General features: G+C 68.7%; 16 protein-coding genes. 7 read left to right on the top strand and 9 right to left on the bottom strand.

Translation table 11 applies throughout. The features are described from left to right. Positions 1-66: 66 nt before the first annotated feature. The 5 genes from AB4Y91_RS15345 to AB4Y91_RS15325 are packed head-to-tail and all read right to left on the bottom strand — an operon-like array spanning position 67 to position 5,159. On the bottom strand, positions 67-1,137 hold the full coding sequence (locus AB4Y91_RS15345; protein WP_441419294.1) for a siderophore-interacting protein: 1,071 nt from the start codon (positions 1,135-1,137) through the stop codon (positions 67-69). After that, positions 1,134-2,015, bottom strand: a complete 882-nt coding sequence (locus AB4Y91_RS15340; RefSeq protein ID WP_441419293.1) for an ABC transporter ATP-binding protein — start codon at positions 2,013-2,015, stop codon at positions 1,134-1,136. The genes AB4Y91_RS15345 and AB4Y91_RS15340 overlap by 4 nt, the downstream gene beginning before the upstream one ends. 1 nt (position 2,016) lies before the next feature. After that, positions 2,017-3,045, bottom strand: coding sequence for a FecCD family ABC transporter permease (locus AB4Y91_RS15335; protein ID WP_441419292.1), 1,029 nt, complete (start codon positions 3,043-3,045; stop codon positions 2,017-2,019). After that, positions 3,042-4,118, bottom strand: a complete 1,077-nt coding sequence (locus tag AB4Y91_RS15330; RefSeq protein ID WP_441419291.1) for a FecCD family ABC transporter permease — start codon at positions 4,116-4,118, stop codon at positions 3,042-3,044. The genes AB4Y91_RS15335 and AB4Y91_RS15330 overlap by 4 nt, the downstream gene beginning before the upstream one ends. 9 nt (positions 4,119-4,127) lie before the next feature. Further along, positions 4,128-5,159 carry an iron-siderophore ABC transporter substrate-binding protein gene (locus AB4Y91_RS15325; protein WP_441419308.1) on the bottom strand — a complete coding sequence of 344 codons (1,032 nt, stop codon included), beginning with the start codon at positions 5,157-5,159 and terminating at the stop codon, positions 4,128-4,130. A gap of 520 nt (positions 5,160-5,679) precedes the next feature. Here AB4Y91_RS15325 and AB4Y91_RS15320 point away from each other — a divergent pair. Then, on the top strand, positions 5,680-6,174 hold the full coding sequence (locus AB4Y91_RS15320) for an FBP domain-containing protein (protein WP_441419290.1): 495 nt from the start codon (positions 5,680-5,682) through the stop codon (positions 6,172-6,174). A gap of 34 nt (positions 6,175-6,208) precedes the next feature. On the opposite strand, the gene AB4Y91_RS15315 is transcribed toward AB4Y91_RS15320, so the two are convergent. Genes AB4Y91_RS15315 through AB4Y91_RS15305 form a run of 3 tightly spaced genes read right to left on the bottom strand, consistent with a single transcriptional unit; the run spans position 6,209 to position 12,050 of the window. Further along, positions 6,209-9,697 (bottom strand): ATP-binding protein, encoded by a 3,489-nt coding sequence (locus AB4Y91_RS15315; RefSeq protein WP_441419289.1) that lies wholly within the window; start codon positions 9,695-9,697, stop codon positions 6,209-6,211. Beyond that, positions 9,694-10,599 carry a DUF4194 domain-containing protein gene (locus AB4Y91_RS15310; RefSeq protein ID WP_441419288.1) on the bottom strand — a complete coding sequence of 302 codons (906 nt, stop codon included), beginning with the start codon at positions 10,597-10,599 and terminating at the stop codon, positions 9,694-9,696. The genes AB4Y91_RS15315 and AB4Y91_RS15310 overlap by 4 nt, the downstream gene beginning before the upstream one ends. Positions 10,600-10,601: 2 nt before the next feature. After that, positions 10,602-12,050 (bottom strand): DUF3375 family protein, encoded by a 1,449-nt coding sequence (locus AB4Y91_RS15305; RefSeq protein ID WP_441419287.1) that lies wholly within the window; start codon positions 12,048-12,050, stop codon positions 10,602-10,604. Positions 12,051-12,353: 303 nt separating this feature from the next. Between AB4Y91_RS15305 and AB4Y91_RS15300 the strand changes: the two genes are divergently transcribed. From AB4Y91_RS15300 to AB4Y91_RS15290, 3 genes are all read left to right on the top strand, one after another. Continuing rightward, positions 12,354-12,668 (top strand): hypothetical protein, encoded by a 315-nt coding sequence (locus AB4Y91_RS15300; protein ID WP_441419286.1) that lies wholly within the window; start codon positions 12,354-12,356, stop codon positions 12,666-12,668. Positions 12,669-12,732: 64 nt separating this feature from the next. Next, entirely contained in the window at positions 12,733-14,748 is a 2,016-nt protein-coding gene (locus tag AB4Y91_RS15295) for an acyl-CoA dehydrogenase family protein (RefSeq protein ID WP_441419285.1), read from the top strand. Positions 14,749-14,915: 167 nt separating this feature from the next. Then, complete coding sequence (locus tag AB4Y91_RS15290; protein ID WP_441419284.1) at positions 14,916-15,860, top strand: YrzE family protein; 945 nt, start codon at positions 14,916-14,918, stop codon at positions 15,858-15,860. On the opposite strand, the gene AB4Y91_RS15285 is transcribed toward AB4Y91_RS15290, so the two are convergent. Next, on the bottom strand, positions 15,857-16,285 hold the full coding sequence (locus AB4Y91_RS15285) for a YchJ family protein (RefSeq protein WP_441419283.1): 429 nt from the start codon (positions 16,283-16,285) through the stop codon (positions 15,857-15,859). The two genes, AB4Y91_RS15290 and AB4Y91_RS15285, sit on opposite strands and share 4 nt — an antisense overlap. A 273-nt stretch (positions 16,286-16,558) precedes the next feature. Between AB4Y91_RS15285 and AB4Y91_RS15280 the strand changes: the two genes are divergently transcribed. The 3 genes from AB4Y91_RS15280 to AB4Y91_RS15270 are packed head-to-tail and all read left to right on the top strand — an operon-like array spanning position 16,559 to position 19,085. Then, complete coding sequence (locus AB4Y91_RS15280) at positions 16,559-17,182, top strand: hypothetical protein (RefSeq protein ID WP_441419282.1); 624 nt, start codon at positions 16,559-16,561, stop codon at positions 17,180-17,182. A gap of 40 nt (positions 17,183-17,222) precedes the next feature. Further along, positions 17,223-18,227 (top strand): aldo/keto reductase family protein, encoded by a 1,005-nt coding sequence (locus tag AB4Y91_RS15275; RefSeq protein ID WP_441419281.1) that lies wholly within the window; start codon positions 17,223-17,225, stop codon positions 18,225-18,227. A 3-nt stretch (positions 18,228-18,230) separates the two neighbouring features. Further along, positions 18,231-19,085 carry an SDR family oxidoreductase gene (locus tag AB4Y91_RS15270; protein ID WP_441419280.1) on the top strand — a complete coding sequence of 285 codons (855 nt, stop codon included), beginning with the start codon at positions 18,231-18,233 and terminating at the stop codon, positions 19,083-19,085. Positions 19,086-19,190 lie beyond the last annotated feature (105 nt).

Below are 19,190 nucleotides of genomic sequence, written 5' to 3'. Positions count from 1 at the left end.
GTCCCGCCGGACGACGTCGGGGTTAACTTGGGGGGCACAACGGGTGCGGCGGTCCGGGGAATCGGCCTAGAGTTCCGCTTTCCCCAGCCGCCAGTACCCCATAAACGCGACCTGCTTCCGGTCGATCCCCACGTCCCGCACCAGGTAGCGCCGCAACTCCCTGACGGTGCCCGCCTCACCGGCGATCCACGCGTAGAACGGCAGGGCACCGGCCGGCTTGTCCGGGTTCCGGCCGGTCCTGATGGCCGTCGCGTCCAGCCGTGCCGGGGTTTCCCAGAGGATGTCCCGGTCCACGTTGACGTCCTCGGGGTCCGGTCCGACAGAGGGGGGCTGCGCGGTGGCAGCCACCCAGCCCGGCGGCGGCACGGCCGCACGAACTGCCGCCTGGAGGCGCGCCCCGTGCGGCAGGCGCCCGTGCGCACTCCCGCGGGCCAGCCAGGTGATGGCGACGTCGGCGGGTGAGACGAGGTCCTGGAAGTCGGCGGCGGAGGGCACCTCCAGCAGGGCCTGGCCGCTTAGGTACGGCGGGAGGCTTTCCAGGATGGCCCCGATCGCCGGAACCGCGGTTTCATCCCCCGCCAACAGCACCCGCTGGGCCAGTCCCGGACGCCATTCAATGCCGGCGTAACTTTCCGCCGTGACACAGTGCGCGGCCCGGTTGTTGGGTCCGATCAGGACCAAGCCGTCACCCGGCCTTGCCCGGGCTGCCCACTCGGCGGCGGAGCCGCCGTGGCCGGCCGCGTCGAGGTGCAGCACGAAGTCGACGTCGATCTCGGGGTAGACGGCATCCAGGCGTGCCTGCCGCACGGTGTAGGTGCGCATGGCGCCGCGGACAGCCGGGTCGAGGGCCAGCCATTCGCTGTACCAGGCGGGCTTCTCGGTCCGGAATTCGGGCAGCGGGATGTCGCGGCCGTCGGCGGCCCGGGAGGGAATCATGAGCTTGATCCGCAGGTCCAGGGTGTTTCCGTGCACGCCGAAGTGCCGCAGCGAGTAGCCGCCGAAGGTGATCCGGCGGAAGTTCGGGCTGAGCTGTTCCACGGCGGTGACGCGGACGTCGAACGCCGCGGTCATGGGCTCGGCGGCGGGCAGAACTGTCACCGTCGCGGAGGCAGGGGACGGGGAAGGCGTTTCAGTCATGGGATCAGCTCCAGTTGCGGGTTCGGTGCTGCGGCGGAGGGGGCATGGGCGGAGGGGGCATGGGCGGACGTGGCGGGTGCGGTGTGGTGGCGGCCGAGAGGGACGACCAGCGGTGTGCCGGAGGCGGGGTCGGGCACCACCCGGGACTCCAGTCCAAAGACGTCGCGGACCAAGGCCTCCGTGATAACCGCCCCGGAGTCCCCTTCGGCCGCGATCCGGCCGCCCTTCATGGCGATGACGTGGTCCGCGTAGCGGGCTGCGAGGTTGAGGTCATGCAGCACGATCGCCACGGTGGTGCCGCGCCGGCGGTTCAGGTCCGTCAGCAGATCCAGGACTTCCACCTGGTGCGCGAGGTCAAGGTAGGTGGTGGGTTCATCGAGCAACAGAACCTCGGTCTCCTGGGCCAGCGCCATCGCGATCCAAGCACGCTGACGCTGGCCGCCGGAGAGCTGGTCCACGGAGCGGTCCGCCAGATCCAGGGTGTCAGTGGCGGACATGGCGTTGAGCACCGCGCGCTGATCGTCCGGGGATGCCCCGCCGGACCAGCCGCGGAAGAAGCCCTGATGCGGGAAGCGGCCGCGGCCCACCAGGTCCCGGACCGTGATGCCGTCGGGCGCAGTCGGGTGCTGCGGGAGCAGGCCGAGTACGCGGGCAACCTCGCGGGCCGGCCTCGTGTGGATGTCCTTGCCGCCAAGAGTCACTGTGCCGGACGCGGGTTTGAGCAGCCGGGACAGTGCCCGGAGCAGCGTCGATTTTCCGCAGGCGTTGGCTCCGACGATCATGGTGACTTTGCCCTCGGGAATCTCGGTGCTCAGGTCCTCGATGACGGTCCGCTGATCGTATTTCAGCGTCAGGCCGGAGGCGTTCAGGGTTGCCATCTCAGGCGTCCTTTCGGTTGGCGGTGACCAGGAGCCACAGCAGGAACGGTGCACCCAGGGCGCCGGTAACGACGCCGACGGGCAGTACGGTCCCGCCGAGCACGAGCGGTGCGAGGTTCGCCGCAAGGAAGTCTGCGGCCAGGACGATCAGCGCCCCGGCCAGGGCCGAGGCCGGCAGGCTCGCCTTGCGCACAAAGCGGCGGGAAATCGGACCGGCGAGGAACGCCACGAAGGCGACGGGTCCGGCTGCCGCGGTCGCCACGGCGGACAGGCCAACGGCGGCGACGACGACGGCGAGCCGGGTGCGGCCGACGCGGACGCCCAGGCCCGCAGCGGTGTCCTCGCCGAGTTCCAGGATGCGCAGCGGCCGCGCGAGGACCGCAGCTGCGGGGACCAGCACGAGCAGGGCAACGCCGAGGACCCCGGCCCGCCCCCAGCTGGCGGCGTTGAGCGATCCGTTGAGCCAGACGAGCGCGTCGGCCGCCGTCCGGATGTCCGCCCGGGTCATGAGGAAACTGACCACGGCCTGCAGTGCGGCGGCAATGCCCACTCCGGCCAGGATCAGCCGGTTGCCTGCCGCGTCCCCGCGGCCTGCCGCGGCGCCGAGTGCCCCGCGCCGGGCGATTGCGTAAATGATGCCGGCAACGGCGAGCGCCCCGGCGAGTGCCGCTCCCGAAACCATGGCCCCGGACGCACTGAAGAGAACGATCGCGGTAACCGCCGCGGCGCTGGCGCCGTAACTGATTCCGATCACGTCCGGACTGGCCAAGGGGTTGCGCAGCATCGTCTGGAAGAGTGCGCCGGATAGGCCAAACGCCGCACCGACCAGGCCGCCCACGACGGCGCGCGGCAGCTTGTGCTCCATCACGATGAAGCTCGCGCCCGGGATTTTGGCTCCGCCGGTGAGGTGGGCGGCCAGAATCCGGAAGAAGTCCGGGACGGTGACGGTGTAGCTGCCCAGCAGGACGGCTGCGGCGAAAATTCCTGCCACGGCGAGGGCCAGGAGGGCCGTGCGTGGTGCGGTCTTCACAGCCCGGCCCCCTTGCTTCGGCGGACCAGCCAGATGAAAACAGGCGCACCAACCAGGGCTGTCATGATCCCGGCTGGAACCTCGCCGGGCAGCAGGACCACCCGGCCGGCGACGTCGGCGGCGAGCAGCAGCACCGGGGCCACAACCAGGGAGAATGGCAGGATCCAGCGGTAGTCGGGTCCGGTCAGGAAGCGGACGGCATGCGGAACCACGAGCCCCACGAAGCCGATGGGCCCCGCCAGGGCCGTTGCCGAACCGCAGAGCAGCACAACACCCAGGGCCGTGATGCCCCGGGTCAGGCCCACCCGCTGGCCGAGGCCGCTCGCGAGGTCCTCGCCCAGGGCCAGCCCGTTGAGGTGCCGGCCAGTCCCCAGCACAATGGCCGTACCGAGCAGCAGGAAGGGCAATCCGGCGTGGATCGCGGACCAGTCACGCCCGGCGATGCTGCCCACCTGCCAGAACCGGAAACGGTCCAGCGTGTCCTGGCTGGAGACCAGGATGACGTTCATGAGCGAATACAGCCCCGCGCTCAGGGCGGCGCCCGCCAGGGCAAGCTTGACCGGCGTCGCACCGTCCCTGCCCAGCGAGGCGATCGCGTACACGAGGGCGGCGGCCGCGGCGGCGCCAAGAAACGCGAACCAGATGTATCCGGACAGCGCCGAAATCCCAAAGACGTAAATCCCGGTGACGACCGCCAGGGCCGCGCCGGCATTGACGCCGATGATCCCCGGGTCCGCGAGCGGGTTGCGGGCCACCCCCTGCATCGCCGCCCCGGAAAGCCCCAGGGCCCCGCCCGCGAGGAGGCCAAGGACGGTGCGCGGGAGGCGGGCATGAACGACCGCGTGGTCGCCGTCCGCTGGATCAAACGCCGTCAGCGCCTCCCACACGGTCCCCAGGCTGAGGCCTCGGGCGCCAATGGCAAGCGATGCGGCGGCCACCAGCGCCAGCACGACGACGGCGGCCAGCAGCCACTCGCCCCGGCGGGCACCGGAGCCACCGGACGATGCCGGTGTTTCCGCCCCGGCCGTCGCGGCAGGCGCGTCGGGACGCGCCGTCGTCGTGGGCATGGTCATCGAAGGGACCTATTTCCCCGCGCCGGCGGCTTTGTCCGCTGCGCCGGCCAGCTGCGGCAGGAAGGTGTCCAGCGCCCAGGGCAGGCTCAGCGGAGAGGACGCCGAGATGGACAGTGTGAGCGTGTTGTCCGAGTCGGCGACGAGCGCGCCGTTCTTGATGGCCGGGATCTGGCCCAGCAGGGCGTCGTTCTTGATGGAATCTGCGGTCTTCGCATCCGGGACCCAGCTCACGAAGACGTCCGAGCTGAGCTCGTTGGCCTTCTCGGCCGACCACGGGATGAAGAATTCCTTGGAGTTCCTGGACTTGTCCGCCACGATGGGCGCCAGCTTCATGCCGATCTCACTGAGGAAGCGCGGGCGGTTGTCATTGGCGGTGTAGACATTGATCCCGTCGCTCTTGGCCGGCTCGAGGTTGCCGTAGATAAAGGTCTTGCCGGCGAGCTGGGGGTACTGCGAGACCTTGTCCTTGATGGTTCCTTCGGTGTCGGCAATGAGCTTGGAGGCCTCCGTCTCCTTGCCGAGCGCCTTGCCGATGATGGCCGTGGAATCCTGCCACGACGTGCCGTAGGCGACCTCGGGCTGGGCCACGACGGGCGCGATCTCGCTGAGCTTCTTGTAGTCCTCCTCCGTCAGGCCCGAATAGGCGCCAAGGATGACGTCCGGGTTGAGCTTGGCGATCTCGGTGAAGTTGATGCCGTCCGCCTCGGAGTACTGGGCCGGGGCTTTCGCCGAGCCGAACCCGGCGCCCAGCCTTTCCAGCGCCGCGTCCTTCCACGGCGTGGACCCCTGGGCGTTGCCGCCCCATTCGTTCTTGGGCACCCCTGCCGGGACCACGCCAAGGGCCAGGGCGACGTCGTCATTGACCCAGGAAACCGTGACGACGCGTTGGGGCTGGTCCCTGATGGTTGTCTCGCCGAAGACGTGCTTGATGGTCACCGGGAACCCCGAGCCGGCGGCCGGAACGGGGGCGGTCGCCGTCGTCGACGCCGGTCCGGTGGAACAGGCCGCCAGGCCCAGCCCCACGGCGGCCAGGAGCGCCACGGCCCTGAGTGCTTGGCGGCTTAGGCGACGGAGGGTGGGGCGGCCCGAGGGGCGGGGGAAGTCGGCGGAAGCCACGGAACTCCTTAGGTAAGTGATGCGAACCTAAGTAAGGCTAGCCTATCCTTTGTCTAATTACGCAAGACTTCAGTAACCTAATCACCCTGAGGGCCCGCTGCCTGGGTGTGGCTTGAAACTGGACAGGCGTCAGGGAGGTTTGCAAGGATTGGCCCGACCGGTGAATCCGAACCGGCCGTGGAATTGTGAACTTTGATGGATAGGGGAAGTGAGCATGCGCATCGCAATGATGACTGCTGCCACGGTCAGCGGGGTGGCCTCTTTGGCCTGCTACGCGGCACAGTTGCCAGCCCTTCCCCGGCAATCCGGTCCCGGCGCGGACTGATTCCGCGGTAACGCCCGGTCCCAACCGGAGTCGAAGGCTGGCAGTCCCCTGCCCATTTACCGGCCCTGGCGCACTTCTTCCCCGCCTGGCTGGAACCATCCGATTCCGAAAGATTCCGTCATGCAAAAACTCACTGCCCAGCAGATCCGCACGTCCTTCATCAATGCGAGCCGGTCAGAAGCCGCCAAACTCAACCTGCCCAAGAACTTCGACATCCTGGACTGGGAAAGCCTGGACTTCCTCGGCTGGCGCGACGGGAAGATGCCGCTGCGCGGCTATCTGGTGCTGCCCGGCGCGAACGGTCCCACCGGAATCATGCTCCGGGCCCCTGAGGGCGGCGCCAAGAAGAACCGCTCGGTCCTGTGCGAGCTGTGCCGAGACATCTTCTCCAAGGACGACGTCCTGCTCTGGGTGGCCAAGCGTGCCGGGCAGTCCGGCCGCAACGGCAACACGGTGGGCACCCTGATCTGTGCCGAATTCGGCTGCTGCCGCAATGTGCGGGTAGAACCTCCGGTGAACGAGATCAACCCGGATCCGGCCGCCGTCGTGCGCCGACAGATCGACGGCCTGGCGGGGCGGACCGCGCAGTTCCTGGACCGCGTCCGGGGAACGTAGCGCCGGCAACCGCAGCGCCGGCTGCCCTAACAGGTCAGCGCAGGACGATGTCCACCGGGTTCGCCTCGGAGCGCCATGTGCCCTCCGAGGCGGACCCCGGGGCGATCACCGGGGCCGTCAGGACGCCGGAGCGGTTGGTGCGCTTGTCCCGGAGGATCTCGGTGACCGAGCCGAGGTGCCGGGACAGGTCGATCACGTTTTCCGGCGCGGCCAGGAGCAGCTGGAACCCGAACTCGTGCAGCGCCTTGATGCCGGCGCCGGCGAATTCCTCCGAGGCCAGCACGAAGGCCTCGTCCATCATCACCGTGCCGTACGTGGTGAAGCCCTGCTCCGCGATCCCCAGCTGGTAGCTCAGTGCCGCGGCCATGATGAAGGCCGTGAAGCGCTGCCGCTCGCCGCCGGACATCGAGCCGGTGTCCGCGTGCATGAAGACCTCGGTCTTCTTCTTCTTCCCGCCCTTCGCCGCCGCCTTGGAACCGGACCCCTGCACCTCGCGATGCTCCTTGCACTGGATAAAGAGATGGCCGCGGACGTCCAGCACCTCGGCGCGCCAGCGCCGGTCCTCGGGAGTCTGCGAACCGAGCCGCTTCACGAGCGTTTCGAGTGACTTGTAGCGGCTGGTGAGCTCGGCGTCCTCGTCCGTCTCCGTCCCGGGCGCCCCGGCGGCAGGCACGGCAGCTTTCCCCGTCCGGGTGTGGCGGACCTTCAGCGCGTTTTGGATTGCGTCCTTGAACTGCTTCGCCGTGGCGGGGAGGGTCTGCTTGATGTCGAGTTCCAGGAAGCTGCCCTCGTGGAAGTTCACCTCGGAGAGGATGCCGTTCAGCGGCAGGATCCGGCTGGTGATGGAGCGGCGTTCCTCGTCCAGCAGGTGCAGCAGCGTGCTGAAGGATTCGTGCGTGCGCTGGTTGAAGAACTGCCGGAACTCGGCCTCCTGCGCGGGCAGTCCGTCGCTGACAATCGCGTGGTAGCGGGCCTCGAATTCCCCCGCGGCGCCGATCGAAGTGCCGTGGTCCGCGGAGATCGCCGTGCCCCATTCGCGGACAAAGCCCTCGAAGATGCGCGTGAGCCGTTCCGAGGTGGCCTGCCCGCGGGAGTCGGCCGCGTGCAGCTCGGCCAGCAGCCGGGTCCGGACCTGGTTGGCCAAGTTGTCCAGTTCGTGCATCTCCAGCACCTCGCCAAAGTCCGTGAAGTACGGCGCCAGCGCCTCGACCGTGGCGTCCGACGGCGGTTGCTGGGCCAGGCGCTGCCGTGCGGCGTCCAGCAGGGAGTCAGCCGAGGTGAGCTGCGCATCGAGGGCCTTGTACTCGCTTTGCAGCACGGCGGCGGCCTCTGTGCTGGACTGGTGCTTCTGCCGGGCGGCCTCGATGTTGGCACGCAGCGGTTCGAGATCGGCCTGCGCGGCCAGGGCGTCCTTGAGCCGCTGCTCGATCCGGGCGAGCTCGTCCGCCGCGACCGCTGCCGAAACCTGCTCCCAGGTCCGGTGGTCATCCGCCACGCGGCGCAGCGCGTCGAGCTGTCGGGTCATGCCCTGGTGGGATTCTTCCCGGCTTTGGGCCAGTTCGGCCGCCTTGGCGAGTTCCTGCTGCAGGTCCTCGACCTGCGCCGCGACAAGTTCGAGCTTGGAGGCGTTGTCGAAGCCGAGGACGTAGTCCTGCCGGGAGGTGAAGCGGTCATCCTTTTCCACCGTGTGGCGGTTGCGCTTGACCACGCCGCCCAGGCTCAATCCCTTGTCCAGCCGGGCCAGCTCGTCCGGGTCCTCGACGCAGGGGTAGGCGAAATCGAGGGCGATCCGCTCCCGGATCCATTCGCCCGGCTCGGCGGCCGGCCCGGCGGTAAGGATGTCCAGTTTGGTCAGCAGCTCGCCGTCGGCGGCGTCCTGCACGGCCAGCGCACCGCCGGCGAGCGGCTTCGAGACGTCCACGGCGCGCAGCGCGCCGCGGACCGGGTGGTCGTTGAGGTAGCGGGTGACGGCGGCGAAGTGCTCGCCCGGAACCAGCAGCGTGGTGGCCAGGCTGCGCAACGCGCGCTCGGCCGCCGGACGCCACTGCTCTTGGCCCTCGGCGAGGTCGATCAACTCGCCGCCGAAGGGCATCTGCTCCTCGGGAACACCGGTGGCGGCCGCGATGGCGCTGCGGTTTTCGATGCTCGACGGCGGCAGCAGGGACTTGCGCGTCTTGAGCGAGACCAGTTCCTGCTGGGCCGCGGCGAGTTCCCGCTTCCTGGTCGCGTGGCCGTCGAAGGCCTCGAAGCGCAGCTCCTTGAGCGCTTCCGAGTCGTCCTTGAGCTCGGCCGAGCGGGCGGCGGCGTGCTCGTGCGCCTGCTCCCAGCCGGCGGCGGTCCATTCGAGCTCCAGGCCGGCGTCCGTCAGGGCCTTGCGGGCGGATTCCTCCACCTGCTGGCGGAGTTTGAGGCCCACCCGGGCGTTCTCCAGCGACTGCTCGATCGCGGAGATCGCGTTGCCGCCCTGGTTGTTGTAGTCCGCCTCGAGCTGGCGCAGTTCCTTGGCCAGGCCGTCGCGGACGCCGCGTTCAGCCCCGAGTTCCTTTGCTTTCGCCTGGGCCAGGTCCTTGAACCGGGCGAGCGTCTTCTCGTGCACGGTGACGGCGAGTTGCTGCTTATAGGCCTCGAATTCCTCGCCTGCGAGCTCCCGGAGCCGGTTCGCGTCGAGCAGCGACTGCGCATACTCCTTGTTCAGTCCGGGGACCGGAGCGAGCTGGTCGCGCTGCTGCCGGACGTCCTCGAGCCGCTGCCGGATGGACATCAGGTTGCTGAATTCCTCGACGACGTCGTCCGCGGCGGCCAGCGTGGCGGGCGCATCCAGGACCTGGTCGCGGAAGAAGGTGTTGACGCTGCCGCCAAGGCCCTTACCGGCCTGGATGACGCGCAGCAGCGGGAGCGCCTGGTCCGAGTTGATCCCCAGCAGGCGGCGGAAGCGCTCCGCGAAGGCCTTGTGGACGTCGAAGATCTGCGCCTCCGGGAAGAGCGCGTCCAGCGCCGACTTGGTGAACCGCTTCTCCGCGATGCCCTCAAGCGCGGCCAGGTCCAGCGGCCTGTTATCGATCAGGTAGTACCGGCCCACACTGGACTCGGTGCCGTTCTTCGGCAGATCGAACAGCGCGGAGATGGTCACGCGGGTGCCCGCGGCATTGTCGAAGGTCAGTGCGACGGCGGACCAGGTGGCCCCGGGGCGCTGGAAGGCACTCGCCGAGCCCTCGCCGACGGCCTTGTCCCCCACCTTGCCGCGCATGTACGTGAACGTGGTCCGCTTGTCCTCGACCGCGCCGCCGGCACGCTGGGCGGCGGCCTCGTTGGAGCGCGGCCGGGCGTCGAAGACCCGCAGCATGGCGTCGAACAGCGTGGACTTGCCGACGCCGGAGTTGCCGGTCAGCAGGGTGCCGTTGCGGTCCACATGCATCGTGTGGGCGCCATGGAACGTGCCCCAGTTGACGACCTGGACGAGGGCGAGGCGCATCTGGCCGGGGTTGGTGAGCTCACCCATTGGCAGCATGGTCGCGATGCTCACTTGGCTTCCTCCGCTTCTTCAGTGTGGTCGCCTTGCGCGGCCCCACCGGCGACATGCTCTGCATGCTCGCTCGTTCCTCGCTTAGACGCATGCTGCCGCATGTCCCCGGCGTCGCCGTCGTCGTCCGAGTCGTCCTCCTCCGGATGCTCGCCGTCGAGCTCGATCAGGGGTTCGGTGCCGGAGGGGTCGGTGGAGGCGGCGATCAGGGCCTCGATCTGGGCCGGGATGTCGCCGATGTTTTCGAAGGGGAGGGCGAGCGGGAGGGCGTTGGAGATGGTGTAGACCTCGTCCAGGCCGGTGGTGAGGAGGAGCTGGCGGGCCAGGAGCTTGGTGATGGCGCGATTGACGACGTCGGAATCGCGCAGGGCGTCCTGCTGGCCGGCGGGCTGGTAGTGGGCCACGAGGTCGGCGATTTCTTCCCGCGTGATCGTGGGGTCGGTCTGGGCCGTGACATGGCGGTCCAGCAGCAAGCGCAGGCGGAGCAGCACGATGGTTTCGACCCGGCTCAGGGCCCGCTGTTGGCGCAGGATGCTGGAACGGGTGCTGCCGCCGATCGCCTCGGGGTCCACCGGGCGCAGCACCGCGACCTTGCGTTCGTGGTCCAGCTGAAGCGTCAGGAAGAGCTCGGAGAGCCGGCTGCGCAGGATCAGCTGGTTGTCCAGCAAGGTGGTCCACAGCTTCTCGTCCCGGCCGCCGTCGATGTACGGGCCTTTGAGGAGCTTCACGAGGGCCTGGCGGACCTTCATCGGGAGCACGCCCGTGTCCCCGGGGAAGAGGGCGGCGCCGTCGACGAAGGTGTCCCGCGGGGTGACGGTGAAGGGGTCGGCGGGCACGTGCTGCGGCGCGCGCTGCGACTCCTGGTCCGGCTCCGTCTCGTGCACTTCCTGGGAAAGTTCGGTCATCTTCAATCCTTCTTGAGCGTGACGACGGGCAGGTAGGCGGTGCGGGTGGAGCCGTCGATTTGTTCGAAGTCCAGCGGCTCCCAGGCCTCGCGGTCGAAGCCGGCGCCCTGGTGCAGGGCGTGCGAGAGCAGGGCCCGGATGGAGTTGATGTGGCGTTCCCCCTCCGGCAGCTGCGCCCAGGCCTCGGCCAGTGTGGAGGCGCCGGCGGACGCGGCGCGGATCGCCTCGGGGCTGGCCTTGCCGGTCCGCGGCGAGCGCACCCGGTCCGAGTCGCTGAACGCGATCGGGTCGGCCAGCTTCGGCGGCGCGGCAAACTCGTCCGGGTCGAAGAGCTTGACCATGGCCAGGGATTCGAAGCCGGCGTTGAAGAGCACCGGGCCGCGGACCAGGCCGGGTCGTTCGCGCTCGTAGGGCAGCGATCGGATTGCCTGCTCGGCCTCCCGCAGAACTTTTCGGAGCCGGACGGACTGGCGGTAGTCGTCGCTCTGGACATAGGTGTTGAGGCTTTCGCTGAGTTTGCCGTAAATCCGCTGGATCTGGCTGTGCTGGCTGCGCAGTTCGGCCACCAGGTTCTTCAGCGTCTCGCGCTCGTCCTGGCTGAGTTCGTCCGCGAACTGCCGGCTGAGCACCTCCCCGATCGCGGAACGGAAGCGAAGCTGCTGCTGCGGGTCCTCGAGGAAGGCGGTGAAGGACCGGAACGTCCTGCCCTCCGGGCTCTGCCGGAGCCGCTTGTCAGCCTCCAGCACCTGCGCCATGGTGGCGCCCTTGCTCAGGGATTCTTCGATGATCTGGTTCCGGAGCTCGCCCACCAGCTCCTCGATCCGGTCACGCATCTTCTTGTAGTCCGCCGGCAGGCTCGCGGCGAGGTCCAGGATGTTGCCGGCCGCTTCGACGGCCTCTTCGTCGTCGAGCAGTCCGTCGAACTCGCCGGAACTGATCTCCTCGATCAGTTGGCGGCGTTCGCCGATCTCCTCCTCCAACGATTCCAGCCGGGCGCTCTGGTCCGGGTTGGTCTCGTTGGCGAGCTTCTCGACGTCGCCCAGCAGCGTGCCGAGCCGGGAGCCGTTGAGCGTGGAGCGTTCACTGGACAGGCTGTCCAGGAAGGCAAGGACGCGGGCGGCGGGCTCGGTGACTTCGTACACGATCTGGCCCGACTGGTTCCGCCGGGCCAGGAAGTTCTTGCGGGTCCACTCGTCGCCAAAGCCTTTGCCGTTGGCGGATCCGCCCAGACCCGGCTCCTGGCGCCGGAGCTGCTCAAGGAAAGCGTCGACGTCGGCGTGGAACTGTTCCAGCGGCAGCTGCGGCCGGGTGCGGGTGAAGGATGCCTGCAACACGGCGATCACCCACGGCGCCGACCGGGTCAGCGCCCAGGCAGGCCCCTTCGTAAGAAGTTCGAGGTCCCGGAGCCGGGCGCTGATGGCGTCGGCGGAGGACACAGCGGAACGGGACACGCAATTCTCCAATCGCTGCCGAGGGTGGGGTCGGGCAGCGGATCTAAGAAAACTGCCAACTACAAGGTTAACGCAGGGCCTCCCAATCCCTGATCCCTGCTGAACCGCTCGCGTAGCGGGTCAGCAGGCGCGAGGACCGGGCTGCGGGTGAGGTTTCCGCGACCACTCCGTGACCTACGCCCGGGTAGCATTTCGATCCCGTATCAAGGCCTCACGACGCGCCTCAAGACTCTGGCTGGGTTCCCCTCCGGCACCCTACGCTCGGGCTACTGGTTCAGCCGGAGCGTCGGTGCAGGAGGAAGAATGCAGTTCGATTTAAGCGCAGTGGAAACGGCCACCATGGTGTTCGTCGGGACGCTGGTTTTCGCCCTCGTGATAGCCCTCTTCATCATGGCCGCGGCCTTCGCGGCCCTGATGCTGGTGGGTGCAGCCCGGCTGTCCTGGTTCGTGGCTGCCAGTGTGCTGCTCGGCCTGGTCCACGGCATCAACGCCGGCTGGGACCGGCTGCTGCACCACGCCGCCACGGTGGAGCTCCCGGGAGAATTCCCCGGCGAACTAATAGGGCAGTCCTCCCCTAGTACGGGCACCTACCCGCGGGTAGTATTGCGGGACAGCTGAAGGGTCCTCCACCCGCGGCGGATCCAGGGCTCGAGCCGGACAACCCGGTTAGAGGAGATGCCCAATGAGCTCCGCCGTCGACAACCCAGCCACCGAAGATCCGGCCACCGACAGCCCCGCCGCCGAAGTTCCGGTGGCCGCGCAAAAGATCGGTCCCGAGGCCACCGCGGCAGATGCCCGGGCCATCGCCGAAGCCGCCCGCGAAACCAGTTGGGACCGCCCCAGCTTCGCCAAGGGTCTCTACCTCGGCAGCTTCGACCTCAGTCTCATCCACCCCTGGCCGCAGGCGCCGGCGGACGACGTCGAACGCGGCGAAGCGTTCATGGAGCGGCTCACCACATTCTGCCGGACCATGTCCGGCCGAACTATCGAGCGCGACGCCAAGATCCCCGACGAATACCTCTCCGGGCTGGCGGCCCTGGGCGTCTTTGGCATGAAGATCCCCCGCGAATACGGCGGCCTGGGCCTTTCCCTCGTGTACTACGGCCGGGCGCTGGCCCTGCTGGGTTCGGTCCACCCCAGCCTCGGTGCCCTCCTGTCCGCGCACCAGTCGATCGGTGTCCCGGAACCGGTCAAGGTGTTCGGCACGCCGGAGCAAAAGCGCGAGTACCTGCCGCGTTGCGCTTCCGGCGCTGTGACGGCGTTCCTGCTCACCGAGCCCGACGTCGGCAGCGATCCGGCCCGGATGGGCAGCACCGCCGTCCCCTCCGAGGACGGCCGGTCGTACACGCTGGACGGCGTGAAGCTCTGGACCACCAACGGCGTGATCGCCGAACTCGTGGTGGTGATGGCGCTCGTCCCCGCGCACACCGACGCGGACGGAACCGCGCACAAGGGCGGCATCAGCGCCTTCGTGGTGGAAATGGACTCTCCCGGCATCACGGTGGAGAACCGCAACGCGTTTATGGGCCTGCGCGGCATCGAAAACGGCGTCACCCGCTTCCACCAGGTCCAGGTGCCGGCCGCCAACCGGCTGGGGCGTGTTGGACAGGGCTTGAAAATCGCCCTCACCACGCTCAACACCGGACGCCTCTCCATTCCCGCACTCTGTGTTGCCTCCGGCCGCTGGAGCCTGAAAATCGCCAGGGAATGGTCCAACGCCCGCACCCAGTGGGGCCGCCCGGTGGGCGAGCACGAGGCGGTGGGCAAGAAGATCGCCTTCATCGCCGCCAGCGCCTTCGCGCTGGACGCCGTGTTCGAGCTGTCCGCGGAGCTGGCCGACGCCGGGCAGAAGGACGTCCGGATCGAAGCCGCCCTCGCCAAGCTGTGGTCCACCGAAATCAGCTGCCGGATCGCCGACGAACTGGTGCAGATACGCGGCGGTCGAGGCTTCGAAACCGCCGATTCGCTGGAGGCGCGCGGCGAGCGCGCCGTACCGGCCGAACAGCAGCTGCGGGACCTGCGGATCAACCGGATCTTCGAGGGCTCCTCGGAAATCATGCGGCTCCTGATCGCACGTGAGGCCGTGGACGCCCATCTGGCCGCCGCGGGTGCGCTCGCCTCCGAGGACGCCAGTCTGTCCGAAAAGGCGAAGGCCGCGGTGGGCGCCTCCGGCTTCTACGCCCGCTGGCTGCCGAAGCTGGTGGCCGGTACCGGGATGGATCCGCGCTCCTACGGCGACTTCGGCCGGCTCGCCAGGCAGCTGCGCTTCGTGGAACGCGCGTCGCGGCGGCTGGCGCGGCAGACCTTTTACGGAATGGGCCGCTGGCAGGCAAAGCTGGAACACAAGCAGGCGTTCCTGGGCCGGATCGTGGACATCGGAGCGGAGCTGTTCGCGATGGCCGCCTGCTGCTCGCGGGCGGAGATGCTGCTCCGGACCTCCCCGGAACGAGGCGCCTCGGCCTACGAGCTCGCCGACGCCTATTGCGAGCAGGCGCGGGTCCGCGTCGAGGAGTATTTCGACCAACTCTGGCGCAACACCGACGACGGCGACCGCGCCCTCACGCGCCAGGTCCTCGCCGGGGACTTCGAATGGCTTGAGGCGGGCGTGCTGGACCAATCGGAGGGGACCGGCCCCTGGATCGCGGATGCCAGCCCGCGCGCCTCGGTGAAGGAGAACCTGCACCGAAAGTACCGCTGACGTGGGGCGATGCCGGTGCGGCCACGCTCTGGCATGAATAGTAAGCATCCTTGCTATTGGCGCGGCTGCCGTGGTTAGGTGGAATCAAGACCTGATGACGGTCGAAGCATTGCAGTGCCCGGTTCAAATTATGGGTTCGGGTCAACCAATGAAAGCGAGCAGCCATCATGAGCAGCACAGCAGGCCCCGAAGACCGCCTTCCCCGCCGCGCACGCGAGGAAGACGCAATCGTTGACCGGGATCCCCGGATCCACGACGCCCGCCAGGACGGCGTGACTGCGGAACAGCCCGTCACGGCCGACCGGCAGGCGGAACGCCGCGCCGAGGCGCGAGCCGAAAACCGCGCCGAGGACCGGGCGGAGGCACGGGCCGAGCGCGCGAACGACACCCGCGCCTTCCCCGCCGCTCCGCTCGCGGGCACCGCTGCTACCGGCGCCGCCGCAGCGGGCACAGCCAGCCGCGACGACCGGGTGGTCCACGGGACTCGCGATGACCGCCTCGCAGACGACACCGTCGTTGAAGAGGTGCCCACCCGCGAAACCGTGGTGGCCCGCGAGAAGGAGCAGTTCGGCGGCGTCAAGATCGGCTCCGCGTTCTTCGGCTGGCTTGCCGCCACCGGCATGGCCGTGCTGCTCACCGCCCTGGTCGCCGCCGCCGGCACCGCCGTCGGCCTGGCCACCAACACCAACGTCAACGAGGCGGTCAACCAGGCCTCGCAGAACCAGAGTGTGGGAATCGCAGGCATCATCGCCCTGCTCGTGATCCTCTTTGTGTCCTACTACTGCGGCGGCTACGTGGCCGGCCGGATGGCCCGCTTCAACGGCGCCCGCCAGGGCCTGATGGTGTGGATCTGGGCACTGATCGCGGCCATCGTCGTCGCCATCCTTGCCATGACCGCCGGACAGCAGTTCAACGTCCTCGCAAACCTGAACAGCTTCCCGCGCATCCCGGTCAACGAGGGCGACCTCACCGCCACGAGCATGATCGCCGCGGTCGTCATTGCCGTGGTGGCCCTCATCGGCGCGATGCTCGGCGGCCTTGCCGGCATGCGCTTCCACCGCAAGGTGGACCGCGCAGGCTTCGCCCCGATAGAAACCGTCGAGGAGCGCTAGGCGAGAGTGACCGCGCCGACGTAGTACCAGCGTCGGTCCTCGCGCAGGAAACGGCTCGTTTCGTGCTGGACCCCGCGTTCGCCGTCGTGCCGGTAATACGCTTTGAACTCGACGGTCCCCTCGGTGTCCAGCGGGCCGCCGCGGCCCGTCGACACGATGTCCAGGCGCCGCCACCCCACGGCCGGATCCAGCTCCAGCTGGGCCGGCCGTGTGTCCGGATGCCAGGTCCGCAGCAGGTAGGCCGCATCAAGCACCACGAACGCGCTGTAGCGGGAACGCATCAGCTGCTCCGCGGTGGGGGCCTCCGCGTCGCCGCGGTGGAACCGGCCGCAGCAGTCGCCATACTGCTCGCCGGATAGGCACGGGCAGTTGCCCTGGTACGGGGCGTCGTGGGGCTCCGAACTGGCGGCCTGGGCGTGCGTCAAAGGGATCCTTCCGGCGGGCCGGGCGGGTCCGGCGTGGTCTGTTTCCGACTATAGACGCCCGGCCGGATTTGAGATTCCGACGGCGGCATTCGCAGCGGCGGGGACGCGGGAGTCCCCGTGCGGGTTGCCGAAGGTATCAGCTTGGACACATAGTGCCCGGTAAGGCCATTACCTGCGTGTCAGTTCGAAATTGTCCGTATGGTTAAGAAGGGCTGTTGCCCGGCGGAACGATTGCGGCACGGACCTCACTGCAGGCTGGATTGGAGAGGCGAAGTGGAAGACCCGACAACGATCGCCATGAACCTGACCTTCTTCGGCACCCTTGGTGTTGCCCTCGTCATGTTCTTCGGCCTCTTCCTTGCCCTCGTCATCACCTTGCTGCTTGCCGGAATCGGCCGGTTGCTGGCCATCGCCGTCGCGGCCCTCGCCAGCGGCCTGAAGTCAGCACGCGAACCGGCCGGCCAGACGATCGCCGTCGAACCTAGTGCCGCCGCCGGCAAGGCCGCGAGGCCGGCTAAGCCAGCCAAACCGGCCCGCAAGGAGCCCCAGCTGTCCCCGGAGTGGGCCGCCGCCGTCGAGCGTGCCGATGCCCGTGCCAGGGCGCGGGCCAAGGCCGAAGCCGCTCCGGAAATCAAGGTCTCAGTCCGCGAGCTCCCGAGCCCCAAGGCCCCGGCTCGCGACATCAAGGAAGTGGGACCCCTGGTCGAGTCCGCGATGGACCGGAACGGCGTCCCGGCTGCCGCGCCACTGGCCCTTAAGAAGCCCCCGGTTCCGGCCACGAGCCCAATCCTGGACACCGGCTCGCTCGCCATGCTCAAACACCAGCCGGCCAAGCCGGGCCAGCGGCAAAGCCCGCGGCCGGCCCAGGGGCAGAACACAGAACGCAAGGCCAGCTGAACCCTTACCCCCGGCAGGCATCTGGGCTACGTTGGAACCCATGGAATTCAGATACCTCGGGCACAGCGGCTTCAAGATTTCGGAAATCACCTTCGGCAACTGGCTCACCCACGGCTCGCAAGTGGAGAACGACGTCGCGACCCAGTGCGTGCGGGCAGCGCTCGACGCCGGGATCAGCACCTTTGACACGGCGGATGTCTACGCCAACACCGCAGCCGAGACGGTTCTGGGTGCGGCGCTCAAGGACGAGCGCCGGGAGTCGCTGGAAATCTTCACGAAGGTATTCGGTCCCACCGGGCCCAAGGGCCATAACGATCTTGGACTTTCCCGCAAGCACATCATGGAATCCATCAACGGCTCGCTGTCCCGGCTGCAGACGGACTACGTGGACCTCTACCAGGCCCACCGCTATGACTACGAGACGCCGCTGGAAGAAACCATGCAGGCCTTCGCCGACATCGTGCGGCAGGGCAAGGCGCTGTACATCGGCGTCAGTGAGTGGACGGCCAACCAGATCCGCGACGGCCATGCCCTCGCCAAGGACCTTGGCTTCCAGCTGATCTCCAACCAGCCGCAGTACTCCATGCTGTGGCGGGTCATCGAGGCCGAGGTGGTCCCGACGTCGGAGGAGCTGGGCCTGTCCCAGATCGTCTGGTCCCCCATGGCGCAGGGCGTGCTCAGTGGCAAGTACCACCCCGGCAAACCCGCGCCCGAGGGCAGCCGCGCCACGGACGCCAAGGGCGGCGCCCGGATGATCGAGCGCTGGATGTCCGACGAGGTGCTGACCGGAGTGCAGCAGCTCAAGCCGATCGCGGAGGAGGCCGGGCTGACCATGGCACAGCTGAGCATCGCGTGGGTGCTGCAGAACAAGAATGTGGCATCCGCCATCATGGGCGCGTCCCGGCCGGAGCAGATCGCCGGAAACGTGGCCGCCGCCGGCGTGAAACTGGACCCGGCCATCATGGACAAGATCGACGCCGCCATCGGTTCCCTCGCCGAACGGGACCCGGCGCAGACCAAGTCGCCGGCCTCCCGCGAGGCCTAGCCCGTGCAGACTCTGCCGGATCTCGCTGTCACCGGTGCCACCGGCCACCTCGGCGGCCAGGTGGCCCGGCTGCTGGCCGCCGCGGGAAGCGCACAACGGCTGCTCGTGCGCGACCTCGGCCGGGCACCGGAACTGGACGGCGCCGTTCCCGTCCTCGCCAGCTACGCGGACGCCGCACAGGCACGAACCGCCCTGGCCGGGGTGAAGACCCTCTTCATGGTCTCCGCGGCGGAGGCCGAGGACAGGCTCCAGCAGCACTACACCTTCGTCGACGCGGCGGCTGAGGCCGGCGTGCAGCACATCGTGTACACCTCGTTCTTCGGCGCCGCCCCGGACTGCACCTTCACGCTGGGACGGGACCACTATGCCACCGAGGAGCGGATCAAGGCCTCCGGAATGGACTACACGATCCTGCGGGACAACTTCTACCTGGACTTCCTGCCGCTGCTGGCCGGCGCGGACGGTGTGATCCGCGGCCCCGCCGGGGACGGCGTGATGGCAGCCGTGGCCCGGGCGGACGTTGCCCGTTCCGCGCTGGCTGTGCTGCGGGACCCAGCGCTGCACGTGGGCCGGAGCTATGACCTGACCGGCCCGAAGGACCTTTCGCTGACCGCGGCAGCCGTCCTGCTGACCGCCGGCACCGGCCACACCATCAGGTACCACAACGAGACCCTCGAAGAGGCGTACGCCTCCCGGGAACCCTATGGAGCGCCGCCCTGGCAAGTGGACGCCTGGGTCAGCACCTACACCGCCATCGCCGCCGGCGAGCTCGCGGGGCCGACGTCGGCCGTGCACGAACTGACCGGGCGGGAGCCGCTGGGACTGGCGGACTTCCTCGCCGAAGCGCACTCACTCTAGGCGGCAGGCCCTAGGCGGGCCGGCGCGCGGCCCGGTATTGACGCCTACCGGGCGGCGGCGTAGACCTGAAGGAACGCGAAGAGCACACAGAATCGCAGTCCCATG

Origin of the sequence: Arthrobacter sp. YAF16, assembly GCF_052113385.1 — a bacterium.
Taxonomy (GTDB): Bacteria; Actinomycetota; Actinomycetes; order Actinomycetales; family Micrococcaceae; genus Arthrobacter.
Note: the sequence above shows the minus strand (reverse complement) of the source record. Positions and strands in the feature narration are given on the sequence as shown.